Consider the following 19693-nt stretch of genomic DNA (forward strand, 5'->3'; position numbering starts at 1 on the left):
CACTGCAAATACGGGTTTTCTGTGATCTGTTCGACAGTTTCACGGTCAGTCAGCCCAAGCCGTTCTTTGATGTAGAGAGCTCCAAGAGCGATTTTTACGGAGTAAGCTCGTTCGCCTTTGAATTTATTCTTAAAGGACTTGGCATATTTTTCTTCAGCTTTCCACCAAGGAATAATATCAGCCAGGCGAACCCAGCGATTTTCTTTATTTAATTTTCCGCCGAATGGTAGAAAAAAATCTTCTACGAAAGTTAACTGATGTTCCGCTTTTTTGTACATTGAAATGGCCTCCAAGTGCAAGGTTTTTCACGTATTTTCCATAAAATCCTTACAATTTATATTCGACAAAAGTGGCTAAAACCCTTGTCAAATCTGGAATTTTTACTTATTCAGCAAGCCCTATAATAGAATCAAAATGAGGAGCTTCAATCTCTTTCTGTTTTAAATGTAACATGATTTTTTTTGAAAATGTTTTCAAAAAAATGTAAAGGAAAAGAAAGGATTTTTTCCAAATCACTGTATTATAATGTGGGCAGAAAGAATGCGAACGATGACTTCGGTTTGAAAATCGCACAAGTATTATCGAGGAATGTCTGGTCAAGATGTTTAATTGGAGGAAAATAAAGTGAAGTTTATTTATTCTAATGAATTCATTTAAAAATACTACATAGGAATTTGGATTTTAACCGAAAAAGCTTGGCCTATTGATTTTTCTCCATCTGTCTAAGTGGAATGGTGACTTCTGTTTAAGGATTGAAGATAAAGATTAAGGAAGATTGCCAAAACAGAGTCTTCCATGCCATGAAGAAATTTATTGAAGGCAAGAGCATATCGATTAGGCTTTATAGTCTACCATTCAATTCTTATGTATAGTCTGGTGCGTGAATTTTGAATGGCTCTTTAATATCTTAAAAACTACCTTTGGAATTTTAAAAGAATGAATTAAATTTTTACTAGTAATTTGTTCAGCAAACTCTAATTAAAATAACAGGTCTTTCCCAATACCAGTAAAGTAAAACTGGCTTTTGGGAAGGCCCACTTAGTTATATCACTTCAGAATTTTTACTATTTCCTTATAATAATCTTCTGTATGTGGGTTAATATTTTCATCTGTTATTATTGCAGTGATATTTTTTACATCATAAAATGTAAAAAAGGCCTCTGTACCGAATTTTGTACTGTCAGCTAGTATATACCGTTCAACCGCATTGTCAAGGATTATTTGGTGACCGTGTCCTTCTTCTTCATTGGCAGTTGTAATTTTTCTACCGCTGACTCCATTTGTACCAATAAAAGCTTTTTTTACTTTTATCTCACTTAACAGTTTGTTGGTAAAATAGCCTACGAAAGTCCCGCTTTTTTTGCGGTACCGTCCGCCCGTTAAAATAACCTCAGTATTTGGAAAATCTTTTGCCCGATTAAATACAGTCAGAGAGGTTGTAATGATATTCAGATTTTTTGCTTGTAAATAATCAAAAATAAAATCGTTTGTGGTTCCAGAACTAATAAAAATGGTATCATTATCTTCTATTAACTCGGCGCATAATTTGGCAATATGCTTTTTTTTGTCAACATTAATTGTTTGTTTCTGGGTGTACGGTAATTCAGTTATATAATCAGCATCTTTTTTTTTAGCGCCTCCATGAACACGCACTAAAAGTCCCTCATCTTCCAAGGCTTTCAAATCCCTCCGAATTGTCATTTCCGTAACATCTAAAGATTTGGCAAGTTCGGATACCTCCACAGAATTCTTTTCTTCGAGTGTGGATAAAATCAAGCGATACCTTTCGTGTTTTAACATATAAATACACCCACTACTGTAAATTTTTTGATATTCAATTGCAATTTACATTTATCACAGTTTGATGTCAACTGTTTCGAATAAAAATAAAAATTTCTAATAAAATAAAAAAGACTCATCCTTAAAAAGGGGAAATCAAAAGTGATCGCAAAAAAGCGGGAATGTCCCGTGGAAATCCAGGTTGGGCAGGCTTATTTGAGAAGGCTTCCCGAAAGGCATCCGATGTACCGGGATATTGAGCGGTATGTCGAAAAAAGAAAGGCGAAATACAAAAGGGAAAAGAGGGCGGACGACTATTTAGCGTTTCTCCCGCGGGACGGCCTCCTCGTTTTCCAGGGTCTCCCCTTTAAAAACGGCAGCAGCCGTACGCTCATCGATACACTCATCCTCACGCGTGCTTTTGTTCTGATCATCGAATACAACCACCTGTCCGACACGATTTATATGGATCCGGCTTTTGACCAGCTGATCCAGCACAAAGGGAAGGCCGAAAAAGGTTGGCCCGATCCGTTTTACCGCCTCCAAAAACAAAAACGCTTCCTGCAGGCTTGGGCACGGGCGCGGCATCTGCCGGAACTGCCGGTGGAATATTTGGTTATCTTTTGCCATGAAACAGCTGAAGTGAAAGCTCCTCCAGCCAATACCGCCGACGAGCAAAAAATCTGCCTGGCAAACCAGGCCGTTTACAAAATCAACAGGCTGCGAGATCTGTACGGCCAGCCTGTGTTGGACAGCAAACATTTCAAAAAATGGGAAAAACATTTATTGACGCATCATCCGCCGGCTGAAATTTTTCCGTTCAAAATCGATTGGGATGCGATGTACATGGGCGTCCGATGCCCGGTATGCCGGCGTTTTGAAATGGAATACAAAGATGAAGTGTGGCGTTGCCAATATTGCGGGCATGCGGATAAAATTTCCCACCGGCAGGCCATTGAAGATTTCTTTCTGCTTGTCAGCAAAACAGCGGTTGAACAGGATCTATGCGATTTTCTTCGCCTTGGCGCCGAAAAAACTGCCAAACTGCTCCAGGAAATGGGCCTCTGTTGGTAGCTTTCCGAAAGAAGTTCCCTTCCTCAATGAATGTGGAGCAGGAAGGGTGTAAAATCTCAGGTGCAGCTTGGGGGGGCGGGGAACCGGCATTAAAACGCATAAAAATCGTATAAATTTTTGCCGGCCCTTTTTGCACGGTACATCGCCTCATCCGCTTTTTGGATGAGTTCTTCCGGATCCGTTCCGTTGTCCGGGTAAAGGGAAATGCCGATGCTGACCGTCACCGTGACATCCCGGCTTTCGACTTCAACAGGTCGGCTTATTTCACGGATCACAGCGTGGACTTTGCCGAGCAGTTCCGTCCGGTTTGCCCAGTTTGAAAGGAGCATGATAAACTCATCCCCGCCAAGGCGGCAAAATAAATCCCCTTCCTCCAGCTGCCGGAGCACGTTGCGTCCGACTTCCACAAGCAGCATATCTCCGCAAGCATGCCCGTATGTATCATTAATCTCTTTAAATCCGTCCAAATCAAGAAACAAAATCGCTGTATGCCCGTCTTGTTTTTTCGTGATTTCGTCCAGTTTCTGCATTAGCAAAAGCCGGTTCGGCAGATGGGTAAGCGGGTCGTAAAAGGCCTGCCTCGAAAGTTGCTGCTGGTAAGCTTGGAGGGAGGACAGCATGCCGTTGATTTCTTTAGCCAAACCCCCGATTTCATCTTTCCCCCTTGCAAGCACGCGCGCTGAAAGCCGGTCGCTTTGCCGGATATAGCGGATCGTTTCGATGAGTGTGACGATCCTGGAAACGACAAGATGATCGAGCGCAAAATAAAGTGCGAGCAAAAGAATCGCTCCGACAGCAAGCAAAGTGATTAAAAAAGCAAAAATGGCTTGCTGCCCTTTTTGATAGATGATTCTCTTGCTTTGGACGGACAGCGTGGCAGCCGGGTCCCCATTCAAATCATTCAATATTAGGATACCTTTGATCGCATGTTCATTGGAGGTTTTGACCCGAAAAGGAGATGCATTTTCGGACGGTTTCGGCTTTGAAGAGAGCGATGCTGAGAACCCGGCAATTTTTGATAGTTTGCGAACTTGGGCGTCATCCAGTTTTTTTCCGAAAATCAGCGTCCCTCTGGAAGGCCCCTGCTCGGAACTTTTGAGGATCGGCTGCGCTGAAACCATATAAATTTCGTTGCCGGAGCGGATCAGCCCGGATTTTTTTCACCCGGCCGCATGAGCCGTGCAAGATGGTACCGGCGGATCCAAGCGGTGCTTTGGATGTTTTCTAATTTACGGGTAATTGGATTGTATTGCTTGCCGTAGACGATCTGCTGCCCGGCATTCAAATAAACGACAAAATCAACGTCGTATGTAGCGAAGGTGCCTGGGACGAGGTTGGAGGCTTCATACTTTTTCCCCGGATGAAGGATATACGCATATGTATCATCCCAAGCAGCATAATCATGGGTGAATTCGCCCAAATTTTGCAAACTGTTTTTGTACACGTCGTTTAACTGGTGCAGTTTTTGGTACATCTGATCCTGCTCAAGATGTGAATACGTATGTTCAAGAAAGGAACCGATGATAAAATAAACCGAAAACAGCAATAAGATTAGTAAAACGGCAGACCAGATGAATACTTTTTTGCGCAATCCCACTCGTTGTTTGTCCCTTCGCCCGCATGCCGCATCCCCGGCGTGCGGTTAAAATTTTTCTTATATATATTATGGGGCGTATTTCCCATCTCGTAAAGGCATATCATCCGAACAGAGGATACAAAAGCGGCGAAAAACAATGAAAAAAGCAATTGACACAAAATTGTCAATCAAATAAAATATAAATGAAAATGATAATCATTTTCAAGAAGAGTCACAAAATTACAGGAGGAACTGTTATGCCGAAACTGCATGCCGATGGGATTCGTGTTGCCTATGGAGAAACAGAAATCATTAAAAATATAAGTCTGGAAATACCGGATGGCAAAATTACAGCCATCATCGGGCCGAACGGATGCGGAAAATCGACGCTTTTGAAAACATTGGGGCGCATTCTTTTTCCAAACAGGGGTGCAGTCTATTTGGACGGAAAAGAAGTGGTAAAACAATCCACCAAAAAAGTTGCCCAAAAGCTGGCCATGTTGCCGCAGTCCCCTGATGCACCGGAAGGTTTGTCCGTATCCGAGCTTGTGTCATTCGGCAGGTATCCGCACCAAAAAGGTTTGGGAAAATTAAAGGCGGAAGACCATCAAGCCGTGTCCTGGGCATTACAGGCAACCGGCATGCTTCCGCTGAAAGACCGCGAAGTAGATGCGCTCTCAGGCGGGCAAAGGCAGCGGGCATGGATTGCGATGGCGCTCGCGCAGGGCACTGATATCATCTTATTGGATGAGCCGACCACTTATTTGGATTTGTCCCATCAGCTTGAAGTGCTGAAACTTTTACAGCATTTAAACCGGGCCGAACACCGGACGATTGTCATGGTCATTCATGATTTGAACCAGGCGGCGCGTTTTTCCGATTACATGGTGGCGATGAAAGACGGGGAGATTTACCGTCATGGAAGTCCGGAAACAGTGATGACGCGCGGGATGATGCGGGACGTTTTCCAAATTGACGCGGAAATTGCCCTCGACCGCAAAACAGGAAAACCGGTTTGTCTATCGTATGATTTGGCTAAGGAATACGGACAGGCAATTGAAAAAATGGCATAAGAATTCTTTTTTATTTTAATTGATAATGATTATCATTATTAATAGGATGGAGGATAAACATGCAAAAACACACGAAGGCTTTTATGATTTTTTCTTTCATTTTTCTGCTTATGCTTTCAGCGTGCGGGAATCAGACCGGAAGCGGAGAAAATAAGAAAACGGATGAGAAAAAAACTTACCAGGCTGACAATGGAAAAGTCAAAGTGCCGGTGCAGCCAAAACGCGTTGTCGACACCACTTTTACCTATACCGGCTATCTTTTGAAATTGGGCATCAAACCGGTTGGCGTAAGCCAGTATGCAAAAGATAATACGTATTACGGAAACAAATTGGACAAGGCAGAAGTCGTGACATCCGATTCCTTGGATAAAATCATGGCACTCAAGCCGGATTTGATCATCGCGTACAGCAATGACAAAAACATCAAGAAGCTGTCGAAAATTGCGCCGGTAGTTGCATATACATACGATAAACGGAATTATTTGGAACAATTTGTCGAGATCGGCAAACTCGTCGGCAAAGAAAAGCAGGCCAAAGCTTGGGTAAATGAATGGAATAAGAAATCAAAGGCGGCAAGCAAAAAAGTGAAGAAGGCAATCGGAGAAAATGCAACCGTTACGGTACTGGAGGATTATTCGAAGCAATTGTATATTTACGGAGAAAACTGGGGGCGCGGTACGGAAGTCATCTATCAAGCGCTCGGCCTCAAGATGCCTGAATCCGTGAAAAAGGTTGTGCAGGGCCCGGGTTATAAAGCCATTTCAACGGAAACCATCCCGAAATATGCCGGCGATTATTTTGTTGTGGCCAGCTGGGGCGGACAAAGCGATAATGCTTTTATGAAAACGGATGTGTGGAAAGATCTTCCGGCGGTGAAAAAAGGCCGTGTCATCAAAGTGGATTCGAAAAACTTTTATTTTAATGATCCCATTTCCGTGGAAAAACAATTGGATCTCCTTGTAAAAGAATTCCAGTCAGCCGGAAAATGATTCAAATACATGTAGATGGCGGTGAAACAGATGGAAGTTAAAAAGGAAAATCGCGGCCATGCTTCACTGCGGCCGGCCAGAATGGCGGTTTTGGCGGCCGGGATGGTTTTGCTTGTGGCAAGCATTGCGGCGGCCATTTCAGCGGGTGCGGCGGACATTCAGTTTTCGGCCGTTTGGCGGGCGGTTTTTCATTATGAACCGGCAAGGGAAGCGGACCGCATCATCATGAGTTTGAGGCTCCCGCGTGAACTTGGCGCCGCTGTTGTCGGTGCCACCCTTGCAGTGAGCGGCGCCATCATGCAGGGCATGACGCGCAATCCGCTTGCCGATCCCGGCCTGCTCGGCTTGAATGCGGGGGCAAGCTTGGGGCTGGCCTGCCTGTTTGCCTTTTTTCCGCACGCTTCTTTTGGCGCCAAAATGCTCTTTTCATTTATCGGTGCGGCTGCAGGGGCGGGGATTGTATTCGGCCTCGGATCGCTGAAAAAAGGGGGCTTAACGCCGCTCCGCCTTACATTGGCGGGAGCGGCTGTTTCCGCGCTCCTGACATCTTTGGGGGAAGGAATTGCCCTTTATTTCAAACTGTCACAGGACTTGGCTTTTTGGAGCGCGGGCGGGGTGTCGGGAACCACATGGCCCCAATTGGAACTGGTCCTTCCGGTTACAGCCGCCGGTTTGTTTTTGGCGGTTCTGATGGGAAAGGGCCTTACCGTATTAAGTTTCGGAGAGGAGACAGCAAAAGGGCTCGGCCAGCGTACATTTGCGGTGAAAACCGTTTTGCTCCTGATCGTGTTGATATTGGCCGGTACTGCCGTCTCGCTTGCAGGCCAGGTCGCTTTTGCCGGGCTGATGGTTCCACATCTCGCAAGGTCCCTTGTCGGGGCGGATTACCGCTGGATCCTTCCCTGTTCCGCCGTTTTTGGCGCGGTCCTGCTTGTGTTGGCAGACACGGCCGCACGCACGATCAATGCACCGTATGAAACGCCGGTCGGAGCCGTCGTTTCACTGGTTGGCGTTCCCTTTTTCCTTTATCTTGCGAGGCGGGGAGGGAAACTGCGGTGAAGAAACGGTGGGAATTTTATTTTGCCTTCTCTGGCGCCGCCCTCTTGCTGGCTGCTGTTTTTATTGCCGGCATGGCTTCGGGTTACATCTCGCTTTCCCCGGGCAGGCTGTTGGCCACTCTGGCCGGGCGCGGAACGGATGCGGAAAATCTGATTTTATATGAATTCAGGCTGCCGCGTATGCTTGTTGCCTTTTTTGCCGGTATCGGATTTGCAGTTTCCGGGGCGGTGCTGCAAAGTATGACACACAATCCACTTGCCGACCCCGGTATCCTCGGGATCAATTCCGGCGCCGGTTTAATGGTTGCGGTCTTTATCTCTTTTTTTACGTCTGAACCGTCGTCCTTCCTTTATATTCTGCCCGTTTTTGCACTACTCGGCGGCATAGCGGCTGCTGTTTTGATCTACGTCCTGTCATTCAAAAAAGGGGAGCGGATCCAGCCGGAGAGAATGGTATTGACCGGAGCGGGGCTTTCCTCGGCATTTTCCGGTGCGATGATCGCGCTCGCTTCCCATTTCAACCGTGACCAGTATGATTTTATCGCACGCTGGCTGGCGGGGACGATCTGGGGGGATGACTGGGCATTTGTGCTTGCACTGTTGCCGTGGATAGCCGTTCTCGTCCCGGTTGTGTTTTTCAGATCGAATACGCTTGATGTACTCAGCCTGCATGAACATGCTGCGGTCGGGTTGGGGGTGCACATTGGGCGCGAAAATCTTTTGCTTGGCTTTACAGCGGCCGCCCTTGCTTCGGTATCTGTGTCCGTGACGGGGGGAATCGGGTTTATCGGGTTGATGGCCCCGCATATTGCAAAACGACTCGTCGGGCCGCGGCACCGTTTTTTCCTGCCGGTTGCCACTTTACTTGGGGCGGTTCTTCTTCTGGGAGCCGACACGATCGGTAGGGTCATCCTTGATCCAAGCGGCATTCCGGCGGGGATTGTCGTGACTGTGATCGGCGCGCCTTATTTCCTGTATTTAATGGTGAAAAATTGAACGGTTTGCCAGTCTGTTTATGATATTTGTGCGGGTGCTTTGATCTATCTGGAAAAAGGAGGAATCAACATGGCGGATGATTTATATGATGTAACCATTGTCGGCGGAGGGCCGGTCGGCTTGTTTACAGCCTTTTACAGCGGCATGCGGAACTTAAAAACGAAATTGCTGGAAAGCAGCGGAGAGCTGGGAGGGAAGATAACGCAGTTTTACCCGGAAAAAACGATCCGCGATATCGGCGGTATACAGGCGGTCACCGGTGCCGGCCTTGTTCGTGCGCTTATCGGCCAGGCAAAAACATTTGCTCCCGCGATTCTCTGCAACCGGCATGTTTCCGGTTTGGAGCGGATGCCGGACGGTTCGTTTCTTTTAAAAACGGATAACGGGGAACCCCACCATACAAAAACAATCATTCTTACGGCTGGTGCCGGCATTTTTAAACCGGTCAAACTGGATGTAAAAGGGGCGGAACGATTTGAATCCGGCAATCTTTATTATACTATAGAGCAGCTGGAAGTTTTCCGGAATAAACGCGTTGTCATTTCAGGCGGAGGAAACGCGGCTGTTGATTGGGCGAATGAACTGGCGCCGGTAGCGGAAAGAGTGTCGGTTATCCATCGCCGCGATCTATTCGGCGGATTTGAACGGCAGGTTTGTGAAATGAAAAAATTAGCGGAAGTTTTTACGCCGTATAAAATAAAATCACTGTACGGGGAAGGGGAGTCGATCCGGCGTGTGGAAATAGAACATGCGGATACAGGAGAAATGCATTGGCTAGAGGCGGATGCCGTTATTGTCAACCATGGGATCTACGGGGACTACGGCGGAATTTTAAACTGGGGACTCGCTATGCAGGAAGGGCGTTTTGTGGTAAACGGAGCAATGGAAACGAATATCGCCGGTATATTTGCCGCCGGGGATGCCGTGACCTATCCGCATAAGTTAAAACTGATTGCCGGCGGGTTTGCGGAGGGACCGGTTGCGGTAAACAGCGCGGCAAAATATATTTCTCCGGATGCCGAACTGATGGCGATGTATTCGACCCATCATGAAAGATTCACAAAATAAACATAAGCGCCCGCTTTGGAAACGGGCGCTGAAATTTTTTGCTTAAGCCAATACGGTATGAACGTCAAAATGTTTTGCGGCTTCCCGCGCTTCTTCGGCCGCTTTTGCCAAAATGGCTTCCGCATTTTCCGGATGTTCGTCGATGCCTTCGACAAAAATGGTTGGGAGGACATCTACGCCGAAGAATGTTAAAATCCCGCGCACATACGGATCGGCAAACTGCGGAATTTTGCCGTCGGAGTAAACGACGCCGCAGCCGTGGATATGGATGGCAACTTTATTTTTCAAAAGCCCTTTGGAGCCGTGTTCGGTGTAGGCGAATGTTTTGCCTGCGACCGTAATGGCATCAAAATAGGCCTTTAATAATGGCGGGATGCCGAGATTCCAAAGCGGCGAAACGAAGATATATTTATCCGCCCCGATAAACTGGTCAGCCAGTGTATCAAGTGTTTTTATTTTTGCCGCTTCTTCAACAGTCAAGGTTTCCCCGCGGCGCTGTTTGTCACGTGCGGTTAAAACATCCAGATCAATCAGCGGCAAGTCCATATTGTACAAATCAAGTTCAGTGGCTGTGTCGTTAGGATGCAGCTTCAATGTTTCATCAAGAAAAATGCGGGCAATTTGCGTGCTTCTGGAAAGCGCGTCCGGGAGTGGGGAAGATTTTATCAATAAAATACGGGCCATTGTCGTTCACCTCGGTTGTGGATTGTGATCTTATTCACAAAAAATCCTCTGTTTCTATGTGAAAATTGTAACATAGTGAAATGAAAGCGGCAATCATATAGAGTTTTTTAAATGTGACAAGATATTGTAATGTGAGGCCCGGGTGAGCATTCCGCAAACGGATACTGTAACCGTGACGGCGTGGTGCCGTGTATCAAAGGTTGGCGTTCCCGGTTGAAACCACGGCAGACTTTTCCGCGGGGGAAACAGGAGAAATGCCCCGCAATCCCTTCAAAACAGGTTTGAGCCAGGAACTTTTGTCGGTCTCCCTGCTAGTATCATTGAGGAATCAGCGAAAGTGGGGGAAAAATCGGCGGACATGTGCGGGAAATCAGCGGAGATGCCAAAAAAATCGGCGGGCAAGTGCAATAAATCAGCGTAGCAGGGGGAAAGAACTGTTACGCAAACTGCGCAAAAAAAGCGGCGTCACTGCCGCTTATTCCACTTTTACCGTTTTGAACTGGGTGCGGGTGTAGTAACCGGACTTGCTCACGGTTGCGGAAATCGTGTAGGTTCCCCTGTACGATTGGGATGCCGTTGAAAATTTGTAGGTGGCGGTGCCTTTCGTATTGGTTTTCACGGTCACGGTTTTCACAACACCTTTTGCTGTTTTCAGCGTTAACTTGACGGTTGCTCCCGGAATGGCTTTTTTCGAAAACTGATTGAAAACTTTTTCGGTGATCTGGATGGAACTTCCCTTTTTATATGTTGAATGGTCGGTCGTCAAAGATGCCTGGAAAGAGGATTTCGCAGATGAAACACTTGCTGCAAGGCCGGGCGCCTGCACAAGACCGTAGCCGAAATAAACGTCCCTTCCTTTCGGGCCGAGATCGTGCACCGAGCTGTCAAGTTTTGAACGGATCCATGCCGCGCTTTTTCCCGGATATTTCTGGATCAAAAGGGCGAGTGCCCCCGAGGCAAACGGGGCAGCCATGGAAGTGCCGTCCATCCTGGCATAAGGGTGCGCTTTTGAAATATAAGTGCTGAGAATGTCAATGGCCGGCGCTGAAACTTCCAATTCTTTCCCAATGGAAGAAAACGGCGCATGATCGTTATTTTCATCGGTTCCCCCTACGGCAATGACCGATGCATATTTGGCAGGATAATCGATATTGTCCGTTGTGGATTTTGTCTTGGATGTAGAGTTATTACCTGCTGCAGCCACGACAAGAATGCCGGCTTTGTATGCTTTATCCACTGCCTGTTTGAGGGCGGGCGAATAATCCTTGACCCCGAGGCTTAAATTAATAATATTCATTTTATGCGCGATCGACCAATCAATGCCTTTGATCACATCTTCCAGGTCCCCTTTTCCTTTTGAATCGAGGACTTTCACCGCATAAAGGCTGGCTCCTGGCGCAACGCCCACCACCCCGAACGAGTTGTTTTTGGCACCGATAATGCCTGCAACATGGGTGCCGTGCCCGTTGTTGTCATTATAACTTGATGAGATCATGGAAACGCCGCCTGCGATGGACAAATCGGCATGTTTTGCGATGCCTGTATCTATAATGGCGATTTTCACGCCTTTGCCGGTATCCCCGGATTTCCATGAAGTTGATGCTTTTACTTTCACGATGCCCCAGGAAACGGTTTGCCCGCTGATTTCGGCCTGCTGGTCCGGTTCAACGCTTTTGACTTCATCGTTATGCTCGAGCTCCGCCACTCTGGATGCCGGCACTTTACCGGACACAGCCGGAATATGTTCATAAGATTGTTCGATTTTTCCGTTGACTTCCGTGATCGCTTTTTTATGGACATCTTCTTTAAACGTCACAATTACATTTTCCATTTTTCCTTTTGCCCGAACCTGGTCTGCCGTAATCGGGAAAGCAAGGAGGAAAGATAAGGCAACGAGTACAGATTTTCTCCAATATTTTGAAACCGGCATGAAAAATCCCTCCTATAATTGAACAATGCCGTTTCCACAATTATAGCAGATTGGAAGTTTGTGAGAGCCGGTTTTTATTGGAAAGGTTTCATGTGGATTCCGCGGCAATGTCCGGAAGCCCGGATGCATAGAAAAACGGCATGTACACAAGCTATTGAAGAAAACTCACTGCCGATTGCGAGGGCGAAAAATGATTGGGTATTTTGCTGCCATCATCTTGTTTAATACGGTTGCTTTTTTTGCCAACAAGCGGCTGGCGCCGTGCCAAGTTGTGCAAATTTGGACATTTACAATCGCTTTTCAATTGATTTTTGATACTTTTGTCGATTATAAATACCACGGCTATTGGTATTTTTCAAAAGGCATTGATTGGGTGAATCTGCCTGGCATGATCTTTCTGATTCCGCCTGTCAATATCCTGTTTCTCAACTGGTTTCCGCTCCAAAAGTCGCTTATGAAAAAGGTCCTATATATTTTCGGGTGGGAAGTGTTGCTATTGATGTATGAAAGCTTTGCTCTGCTTCCCGCGCCATGGGGTTATTTTCATTACGGCTGGTGGAAACTGCATTATTCGGTGGTTATGAACCCGGTTTTGCTTTTGATCCTGCTCGCTTTTTTCAAATGGATTACCCACTTGGAAAATAAAAAAGCCGCACCTGTTTCAGGCGCCGGCTAAACGTTTTTTTTTTTGACGGAGATAATCGGCATGGTCATGGATGGCAGGATCTTCCGTTTGGATGGTTGTATGGCGGATGCCGTATTTTATTTCCAGCATTTGATTCACAGCCAAAATGACATGCAGCGGTTCGCACCCGTTTTTAACAAATACATGGGCGGTCAGCGAACAGTGGTCGGATGAGATATTCCACAGATGCATGTCATGGACATCTTCAATGCCTTCAATTGCGTACATATCGGCGCGGATTTGTTCGAGGTCAAAACCGTCCGGCACGGTGTCCATCAAAATGAGATAAGATTCGCGGATAATTTTCGCGCCGCCGTAAAAAATCACACCACCGATGATGATGCTGATCAGCGGGTCGAAAAAATTCATGCCCGTAAAGTAAATCAGCAGCGCGGAAATAATGACGCCGGCCGAATTCAACAAATCCCCGATAAAATGCCACAGAGCGCTTTTTACATTTAAGTTTTCCTCTTCTTTTGTGCTCCGGTGCAGGACAACCGTGAGGGCGATATTGACAACAAGCCCGATGGACGCAATGATGAGCATCCACTTAAAATCAATCGTTTGCGGATGGATAAAACGTTTGATTCCTTCGATAAAAATTCCGATGGCAATGGCAGTGAGCGTGAGGCCGTTGAGGAGAGAAGCAATAATCTCAAAGCGCAAATAACCGAAAGTATACTTGCGGTTTGGCGGGCGTGTCGCCATGAACAAAGCCAGCATGCTGAAGAGGAGTGCGATGACGTCAGAAGCCATATGTGCAGAGTCGGAAAGCAAAGCAAGCGAATGCGAGATCAAACCGCCGGCAATTTCCACGAATGTAAAAAACAAGGTTAAGAGCAGCGTTGCCCAAAGCGCCGTTCTGGACTTGGACTGGACTTTCACATGGGGAAGGTGATGATAATCATAGTCCATCAACCACACACCTCTTCCTTTTTATTCTTTTCCCCGTATTGTAGCACAAAGGAGAGAAAATGAACAGGGGATATTCTCAATTAAAACGAATTTTTTATATATAATTGAGAATGTGAATCAATATTATTTTGCTAATTGTTATTGAAATAAAAGAATATGCCCTTTGTTTATAATTTATATTATATGATAATCTATGTTAAGGCGTGAAAGGCCGGCCGGTACGGGAAAACAAGAAGGGACGCGGGTGAGGAACCGGAGCCAATAAAAAAGCGGTGAGCACATGCTGCTGTACTCATCGCTTTTTTATTGGTGCAGCCTGGCATATTTTTATTCTACGGTTAAGCTTTTGGCAAGATTGCGCGGCCGGTCGACGTTGTAGCCGCGCACTGTGCCCGCATAATAAGCGAGCAGCTGGAGCGGGATGGCCGCCAAAATCGGCATGAGGAACGGATGGGCTTCCGGAATGTAAAGCACCTCATCAACGACCGCGCTCACTTCGTCATCCCCGGTCGTGGTGACGCCGACAACATACGCATCGCGCGCCTTAACCTCCTTAATATTATTGATCGCTTTATCGCGCAAATGCGGCTGCGTAGCGAGCGCAATGACAGGCACGCCCGGTGTGATTAGCGCCATCGTACCGTGCTTCATTTCCCCGGCCGCGTAGGCATCGGCATGGAGATAGGCGACTTCCTGCAGTTTGAGCGCGCCTTCCAATGCCAGTACATAATCAAGCCCGCGCCCGATCAGAAAGAGATGCCCCTGGTCATTGGTGACTTGTGCGAATTGATCGATCGCATCCTGCGTCATGACGAGGCATTTTTCCACATCATCGGCGAGCGAATGAAGGGCATCAAGCAGGACAGGAATTTTATCCTCTCCAGGGCCGTTCAGTTTTTTCGTCAGCACAATCGTAAGCAAAATGAGTGCGGTGATCTGGGTGGTGTATGCTTTTGTCGCGGCGACCGCGAGTTCCGGACCGGCATGTGTATAAATGAGACAGTCCGATTTCCTTCCCAATGTGCTTTTCCGATAATTGGTAATTGCAATCACCGGTGCCCCGAATTTTTTCGCATTTTTCAAGGCCGAAATTGTATCCGCCGTTTCCCCCGACTGGCTCATCACAATGACAAGATGTTTTTCATTTAAATGGCCGTGTTCGCAGCTGAATTCAGACGAAATCGCCGCTTCGACCGGGATATCCAGCATCGTCTCCAAAATCTTTTTGCCGATCATGCCGGAGTGGTGCGAGGTGCCGCTGCCGACAATGGTAATTTTTTCAATATCGGTAAGCTGCCGTTCTTTGAAAAATTCCTCGACTTCCGGAATGATGACATCACCGGCCGCTAACCGGTTTTTTAACGTGCGTTTAATCGCTTCCGGCTGCTCCATAATTTCTTTTAACATGTAGTGGTCGTAATCCTGCAGGCTGAGCTCATCATGGCTCCAGTGCACAGCTGTTTTTTTCGGTAAAATCTTCTCCCCGGAAAGCGTCTTGACTTCCACATTCGTCTGCGTCAAAATCGCCATTTCCCCGTTTTTGATCGGGTAAATTTCTTTTATATATGGAAGCAGTGCAGGGATATCCGAAGAAAGGTACGCTTCCCCGTGCCCGAAGCCGATGATCAGCGGATTATCGTAAGAAATTGCAATGATTTGGTTCGGATGGTCTTTTGCCATGATTGCAAGCGCAAACGCCCCTTTTAGCTGCGGGATGACAATCCTTACCGTTTCTTCAAAATTCCCTGTATCATAATGCGCGAGCAGATGCGGGATGACTTCCGTGTCGGTGTCCGTTTGAAAATGGTGGCCTTCTGCGATGAGAAATTTTTTCAACTGCTGATAATTTTCAATAATGCCGTTATGTACGACGTAAAAGCGCTCTTCTTCATCGCATAATGGATGGGAGTTTTCCACGGTCGGCATGCCGTGCGAGGCCCATCTTGTATGGCCGATCCCGAGGCAGCCGGGCTGGATCGGTTCGAGCTGGAGGGATGCTTCCAAATCTTCAACGCGCCCTTTTTCTTTACGGAGTCCGATCGTTTTCATGTCAGATACGGCAATGCCTGCGGAATCATAGCCGCGGTAATCCAATTTTTTCAGACAGTCGAGCAGAATCGACTGCGCGGAATGCTTGCCGATATACCCTACGATTCCACTCATCTTGTTCACCTCAATGTATCGCTTCAGTTCCTTTAATACATGTATTCATACTTTAATGCTAACATGAATCGGGAGTGGAAATAAAGCAATTCCGCATGGGAAAAGTACGATGCCGGCGTAATGTGCGGCATGGCTGCAAGCAGCGCCCCCTGTTATTTATTCGCAGTAAAAGTGGAGGAATAGAAATACTTTCTTCCCCGGTTATCGCCGTCTTGTGAAAGCTTAAGGCCTGCCAGCAGCCGCTTTGATAAGTCTGGGGATTGTATATGAAGATACTCGCATAATTTTTGGTTGGTAAGGAAAGGGTGGAAAAGAAGGAAGTAATCGTTTACCGCCTGTTTGTGCGCATCCTTGCTGTAAGCACCGCAATGCGGGCAGTACCATTTTTTGTGTTGGCGCCTCATCCGGTACCGGCAACAGACGGGGCATTGGACACCCGTGAGCAGTTCTGCGGTTTGCAGATCGAAAGGGAGCGGATCTTGATGCACAAGCGGGGTATCGGATTGGAGCAGAACCCGGTTCCATTTCCGCATGTCCTTTTTACTTAGGAAATTTTTTTGGTAGATTTTTTGAAGGGATTTGATTTTTTGCAGAAGCCGGTGGCTGTGGCATACTTTTTTCTCATATATGCCCGGGGCGGAAGAAGTTTTTAAAACGGTGGCGGGATTGCTGAATACGATGAGGGTTTCAATCGGGGGCAGGAGAAGATGCTGCTTTACGGCCCAATCTTTTAATTGGATTTCCTGCATTTGGACTTGTGATAAAGGATCGGAAAAACCTTCTTCTTTGCCGTCTTTTTCGCGGATCATCTGCCGGAAAACCGAATCGAAATAAATCGTTCCGCTGATATTTTTAACTTCGAGAATGAGAGCAAAATTCTGGCTTAAAATGAAAGTATCAATTTGAAAATAATAGTTGCCGTTTTGAATGCGCAGATCATGATAGATGGAAAACTCATCATCCGGCAGAAAGCTGAAATAATAGTCGAGATTCTGTTCCCCTGAGAAACCCGCTTTTCTTTTTGCCAAATCTTTTTCAATTTCCGGGCGTTTCGGATGATGGAGCGGCAACCTTCGCAATAATGCCTCATCCACCTGGATCCGGAACGGTATACTTCGTTTCTTTTCAATCAACGGAAAATCCTCCTTTGTAATTTTTTTGGACTAGTATTCAACACGACTTGTAAAAATTCCTGCATCGATGAGAAAATTTTCTGCTTCTTTTAGGGGCGGGGCATTTTCTTTTGGAAGCCGTTTTGGAAATCGGCGGAAAGACTTCGGAAATCGGCGGTGAGGTCCAAGAAATCAGCGGAAACATTGGAAAAATCGGCGGAGAGAATGTAAAAATCAGCGGTTCGTTTCAAACTGATACAAAAGTAGTCATTCAAGAGGGGGAGAGCACCATGAATAGAACCCGGATACTGGAGAAGTTAACATAACATCGACATTCCGAAAAAAATCAGTGAAAAAGGTTTGGAAATCGGCGGTGAGGTCCAAGAAATCAGCGGAAATATTGGAAAAATCGGCGGAAATCTCAAAAGAATCAGTGTGTCCTCATAAATATACACCCGGTGGTATCAGTGTATACTAGATAAAAAGCGCAACCTATCAGGATCGCGCCTTTTGCCTCACCTAAAAAATTTTAATGACGTCCAGATCCTAAATCGCAGGCGGACACGAACCCTCACCGAAAGTACCGGCTCGGGCAAATGCAATGCCAAATACGAAATTGTGTATTGGTCTTGTACTACTCCTATTCCCGGGATGCAGTGCCATCCTATGGTAACTATTCTCACGCCCGTTTTCTTAACTCAGCCGTGGCGGGAACAACTGAAACATTCCCGTATTTGGTCACTGACAGTTCACCGAGCCGGCCGTAGTTTCCGAGTTTTGCATGGGGATCGGCATTGAGCCGGAGCTTTTTCGATAAACAACCGGCTGTCACTTCAAGAAAAATGTCGACTACCTGCTGCTGCGCAAGCCAGTCTTCCAAAAGCCGGGCATCAACCGCGGCAATAAACCCGATTTTTCTTTCCGGCGGCATCAACCGGACGACAGCCGGGAACTGCCTTTCTTCTTTCGTTGTGCGGTTTTGTAAAATCACCGCAATACCGGCATCTTTTTTCGACTTGGGCGGCAAGTAACCGATCTGGCCGACCCCTTTTAAAGACAGGGAGCGGGAGCAAAAGTCCGCCTTAAGCAGCTCCGCTTTTTCCGGCATTAAATGTTTCGGCACCGGCATTGTGGCGGGCAGCAGATGGTCAAACGCATGCTTCCCTTTCAAATGGCGAAAATCAAATACATGACTGCCGCGCTCATTCACCTTCACCGGAAGATAGCCGCGGGACGCAGAACCGGTTGCGGCAAACTCAAATGCCATATGATTGCGCAGGAAAAAATAACGCGCCCGCACGAGTTCGGGTTCCGGCACATAGGCGAAAGCCCGCTCATCAATATGCTGCAGATAGCTGTTTACAAGCGGGAAAAAGCGGCGGCGGGAATGTGGCAAATACCGGTAAAAGTTAGCCGCATACCGCGTAAAATCAAGAACCGCGCGGATATCTTTAATATAGCGGTGCCCAAGCAGGCCGTGTTCCAGCAAAAACCGGTCAATTTCCTGGTGGATGAAAACGCGGTCTTTCACGGCCCTGAACATAAAATTTTTCTGCGTAATTGACAAATTGCGCAAACGCTCGCGCTTCCGCCAATAATAATGCGTATCGCAATTGATAAACACTTTTTCCGCCAAATACAGGCAGCAGGTGATAAAATGGACGTCTTCAAAGCGGCGCCCTTCGAGAAACTGCAGCTTATTGCGCATTAAAAATTCCTTTTTAAAAATTTTATTGGCCGGCCCTAAATTATGGATGAGATTTTTTGTTTCATATAAATTGGTCAGCCGGTTTTCCTGAAAAAGGCTGAGCAGTTTGAACGTATACACCGGCCATTTCTGTTTCGAATTAAATTTTAAAATATTGGTCACGACCATATCGGGATCATGCCGGCGGATATATTGAAGCGAGCTTTCGTAAAAATTCGGGTCAATCGTATCATCCGGATCCAAAAAATGGATGTAGTCGCCCCCGGCAAGCGCCAATCCCTTATTCCGGGGGCCGCCCGGTGCGCCGCTGTGCTTCTGGCGGATGATCCGCAGCTGCGGGAGGCGCTCCGCCCACTTTTCCAGCACTCTCCAGCTTCCGTCCCTTGAGCCGTCATCGACTGCAATGATCTCGTATGCCGGGTATGTCTGGCGGGCAAGGCTGTCCATGCATGCGTCCAAATAGGCTTTGACATTATAAACAGGCAGTATGGTGCTGATTTTCACAAAACATCCTCCATAAACTTGATATCGTTTCTAGTATGTTCAATCCTCTTGAAAATGAAACCGGCCGTGCTTTTGTTGCAATTGAGAATGATTTTCGATAGAATATACGGGAAATCACCATGGCAGGAGTAGATGAAGATGTTTCGTTTACATAGAAAAGATCTGATTGAAGTCTGGGAAGATATTGTTTCCATTAAAGAGTTGGTTATCGCTCTGATTGTGAATAGTTTCACAACTATGGGCGGTTATTTTTTGGCGCCAAACGACCCGCCGAAACCGCTGTTATTCGGCCTGATAGGCGCAATGATCGGATTTTCCCTTTGTACCATCCTCATCAGGCCAAAACGGATTTTTGAAGAGGAAGAAAGAGGGGAATAAA

The 19693-nt window shown here is 46.7% G+C and carries 19 protein-coding genes and 1 pseudogene; 9 read left to right on the forward strand and 11 right to left on the reverse strand.

Annotated features, from left to right (window positions below; genetic code table 11):
• The coding region (locus GBH70_RS04320; protein WP_172968274.1) for a transposase at window positions 1–278 on the reverse strand (278 nt) is incomplete at its 3' end.
• Between the two features lie 769 nt (window positions 279–1047).
• A complete protein-coding gene (locus GBH70_RS04325; protein ID WP_151679882.1) occupies window positions 1048–1800 on the reverse strand; it encodes a DeoR/GlpR family DNA-binding transcription regulator in 753 nt (250 codons plus the stop codon).
• Window positions 1801–1968: 168 nt separating this feature from the next.
• Here GBH70_RS04325 and GBH70_RS04330 point away from each other — a divergent pair, with 168 nt between their 5' ends.
• Window positions 1969–2853, forward strand: coding sequence for a nuclease-related domain-containing protein (locus GBH70_RS04330; RefSeq protein WP_253693461.1), 885 nt, complete (start codon window positions 1969–1971; stop codon window positions 2851–2853).
• Between the two features lie 89 nt (window positions 2854–2942).
• On the opposite strand, the gene GBH70_RS04335 is transcribed toward GBH70_RS04330, so the two are convergent.
• From GBH70_RS04335 to GBH70_RS04340, 3 genes and pseudogenes are all read right to left on the reverse strand, one after another.
• On the reverse strand, window positions 2943–3758 hold the full coding sequence (locus GBH70_RS04335; RefSeq protein WP_253693464.1) for a diguanylate cyclase domain-containing protein: 816 nt from the start codon (window positions 3756–3758) through the stop codon (window positions 2943–2945).
• A gap of 144 nt (window positions 3759–3902) precedes the next feature.
• A pseudogene (locus tag GBH70_RS17775) lies at window positions 3903–3974 on the reverse strand (CHASE4 domain-containing protein); the annotation flags it as partial.
• Window positions 3975–3997: 23 nt separating this feature from the next.
• Window positions 3998–4450, reverse strand: a complete 453-nt coding sequence (locus GBH70_RS04340; RefSeq protein ID WP_151679885.1) for a CHASE4 domain-containing protein — start codon at window positions 4448–4450, stop codon at window positions 3998–4000.
• Window positions 4451–4686: 236 nt separating this feature from the next.
• Here GBH70_RS04340 and GBH70_RS04345 point away from each other — a divergent pair, with 236 nt between their 5' ends.
• The 5 genes from GBH70_RS04345 to GBH70_RS04365 all read left to right on the forward strand — a co-directional run bounded on the left by GBH70_RS04345 (window position 4687) and on the right by GBH70_RS04365 (window position 9613).
• Window positions 4687–5502 carry an ABC transporter ATP-binding protein gene (locus tag GBH70_RS04345; RefSeq protein WP_151679886.1) on the forward strand — a complete coding sequence of 272 codons (816 nt, stop codon included), beginning with the start codon at window positions 4687–4689 and terminating at the stop codon, window positions 5500–5502.
• Between the two features lie 59 nt (window positions 5503–5561).
• Window positions 5562–6491, forward strand: coding sequence for an iron-hydroxamate ABC transporter substrate-binding protein (locus GBH70_RS04350; RefSeq protein WP_151679887.1), 930 nt, complete (start codon window positions 5562–5564; stop codon window positions 6489–6491).
• Between the two features lie 30 nt (window positions 6492–6521).
• Window positions 6522–7550 (forward strand): FecCD family ABC transporter permease, encoded by a 1029-nt coding sequence (locus GBH70_RS04355; RefSeq protein WP_371862231.1) that lies wholly within the window; start codon window positions 6522–6524, stop codon window positions 7548–7550.
• Window positions 7547–8545: a FecCD family ABC transporter permease gene (locus tag GBH70_RS04360; RefSeq protein ID WP_253693467.1), complete on the forward strand. Its 999-nt coding sequence runs from the start codon at window positions 7547–7549 to the stop codon at window positions 8543–8545. The genes GBH70_RS04355 and GBH70_RS04360 overlap by 4 nt, the downstream gene beginning before the upstream one ends.
• Window positions 8546–8614: 69 nt before the next feature.
• Complete coding sequence (locus tag GBH70_RS04365; protein WP_151679889.1) at window positions 8615–9613, forward strand: NAD(P)/FAD-dependent oxidoreductase; 999 nt, start codon at window positions 8615–8617, stop codon at window positions 9611–9613.
• A 42-nt stretch (window positions 9614–9655) separates the two neighbouring features.
• Here GBH70_RS04365 and GBH70_RS04370 read toward each other — a convergent pair whose 3' ends face one another.
• Both GBH70_RS04370 and GBH70_RS04375 read right to left on the reverse strand, forming a co-directional pair.
• The gene (locus tag GBH70_RS04370) at window positions 9656–10297 is read right to left on the reverse strand and encodes an FMN-dependent NADH-azoreductase (RefSeq protein WP_151679890.1); all 642 of its coding nucleotides are present in this window, start codon (window positions 10295–10297) and stop codon (window positions 9656–9658) included.
• Between the two features lie 475 nt (window positions 10298–10772).
• Window positions 10773–12227 carry a S8 family peptidase gene (locus GBH70_RS04375; RefSeq protein WP_151679891.1) on the reverse strand — a complete coding sequence of 485 codons (1455 nt, stop codon included), beginning with the start codon at window positions 12225–12227 and terminating at the stop codon, window positions 10773–10775.
• 190 nt (window positions 12228–12417) lie between these two features.
• Here GBH70_RS04375 and GBH70_RS04380 point away from each other — a divergent pair, with 190 nt between their 5' ends.
• Window positions 12418–12903 (forward strand): hypothetical protein, encoded by a 486-nt coding sequence (locus tag GBH70_RS04380; protein WP_151679892.1) that lies wholly within the window; start codon window positions 12418–12420, stop codon window positions 12901–12903.
• On the opposite strand, the gene GBH70_RS04385 is transcribed toward GBH70_RS04380, so the two are convergent.
• From GBH70_RS04385 to GBH70_RS04395, 3 genes are all read right to left on the reverse strand, one after another.
• A complete protein-coding gene (locus tag GBH70_RS04385; protein WP_151679893.1) occupies window positions 12889–13827 on the reverse strand; it encodes a cation diffusion facilitator family transporter in 939 nt (312 codons plus the stop codon). The two genes, GBH70_RS04380 and GBH70_RS04385, sit on opposite strands and share 15 nt — an antisense overlap.
• A gap of 327 nt (window positions 13828–14154) precedes the next feature.
• Entirely contained in the window at window positions 14155–15990 is a 1836-nt protein-coding gene (gene glmS / locus GBH70_RS04390; protein WP_151679894.1) for a glutamine--fructose-6-phosphate transaminase (isomerizing), read from the reverse strand.
• Window positions 15991–16142: 152 nt separating this feature from the next.
• Window positions 16143–17123: an NERD domain-containing protein gene (locus tag GBH70_RS04395; RefSeq protein ID WP_172968275.1), complete on the reverse strand. Its 981-nt coding sequence runs from the start codon at window positions 17121–17123 to the stop codon at window positions 16143–16145.
• A 110-nt stretch (window positions 17124–17233) separates the two neighbouring features.
• On the opposite strand from GBH70_RS04395, the gene GBH70_RS04400 reads away from it, so the two are divergent.
• Window positions 17234–17428, forward strand: coding sequence for a hypothetical protein (locus tag GBH70_RS04400; RefSeq protein WP_151679896.1), 195 nt, complete (start codon window positions 17234–17236; stop codon window positions 17426–17428).
• 353 nt (window positions 17429–17781) lie between these two features.
• Here the strand turns inward: GBH70_RS04400 and GBH70_RS04405 are convergent, their stop codons facing one another.
• A complete protein-coding gene (locus GBH70_RS04405) occupies window positions 17782–19314 on the reverse strand; it encodes a glycosyltransferase family 2 protein (protein ID WP_151679897.1) in 1533 nt (510 codons plus the stop codon).
• Window positions 19315–19452: 138 nt separating this feature from the next.
• On the opposite strand from GBH70_RS04405, the gene GBH70_RS04410 reads away from it, so the two are divergent.
• Window positions 19453–19692: a hypothetical protein gene (locus GBH70_RS04410; RefSeq protein WP_151679898.1), complete on the forward strand. Its 240-nt coding sequence runs from the start codon at window positions 19453–19455 to the stop codon at window positions 19690–19692.
• Window position 19693 lies beyond the last annotated feature (1 nt).

Origin of the sequence: Weizmannia acidilactici, assembly GCF_008974225.1 — a bacterium.
GTDB lineage: Bacteria > Bacillota > Bacilli > Bacillales > Bacillaceae_C > Weizmannia > Weizmannia acidilactici.

Coding starts and splice junctions, on each gene's coding strand:
- GBH70_RS04325 (WP_151679882.1), bottom strand. CDS start 1,800: ATGTTAAAACACGAAAGGTATCGCTTGATTTTATCCACACTCGAAGAA.
- GBH70_RS04345 (WP_151679886.1), top strand. CDS start 4,687: ATGCCGAAACTGCATGCCGATGGGATTCGTGTTGCCTATGGAGAAACA.
- GBH70_RS04350 (WP_151679887.1), top strand. CDS start 5,562: ATGCAAAAACACACGAAGGCTTTTATGATTTTTTCTTTCATTTTTCTG.
- GBH70_RS04355 (WP_371862231.1), top strand. CDS start 6,522: ATGGAAGTTAAAAAGGAAAATCGCGGCCATGCTTCACTGCGGCCGGCC.
- GBH70_RS04365 (WP_151679889.1), top strand. CDS start 8,615: ATGGCGGATGATTTATATGATGTAACCATTGTCGGCGGAGGGCCGGTC.
- GBH70_RS04370 (WP_151679890.1), bottom strand. CDS start 10,297: ATGGCCCGTATTTTATTGATAAAATCTTCCCCACTCCCGGACGCGCTT.
- GBH70_RS04375 (WP_151679891.1), bottom strand. CDS start 12,227: ATGCCGGTTTCAAAATATTGGAGAAAATCTGTACTCGTTGCCTTATCT.
- GBH70_RS04380 (WP_151679892.1), top strand. CDS start 12,418: ATGATTGGGTATTTTGCTGCCATCATCTTGTTTAATACGGTTGCTTTT.
- GBH70_RS04385 (WP_151679893.1), bottom strand. CDS start 13,827: ATGGACTATGATTATCATCACCTTCCCCATGTGAAAGTCCAGTCCAAG.
- glmS (WP_151679894.1), bottom strand. CDS start 15,990: ATGAGTGGAATCGTAGGGTATATCGGCAAGCATTCCGCGCAGTCGATT.
- GBH70_RS04410 (WP_151679898.1), top strand. CDS start 19,453: ATGTTTCGTTTACATAGAAAAGATCTGATTGAAGTCTGGGAAGATATT.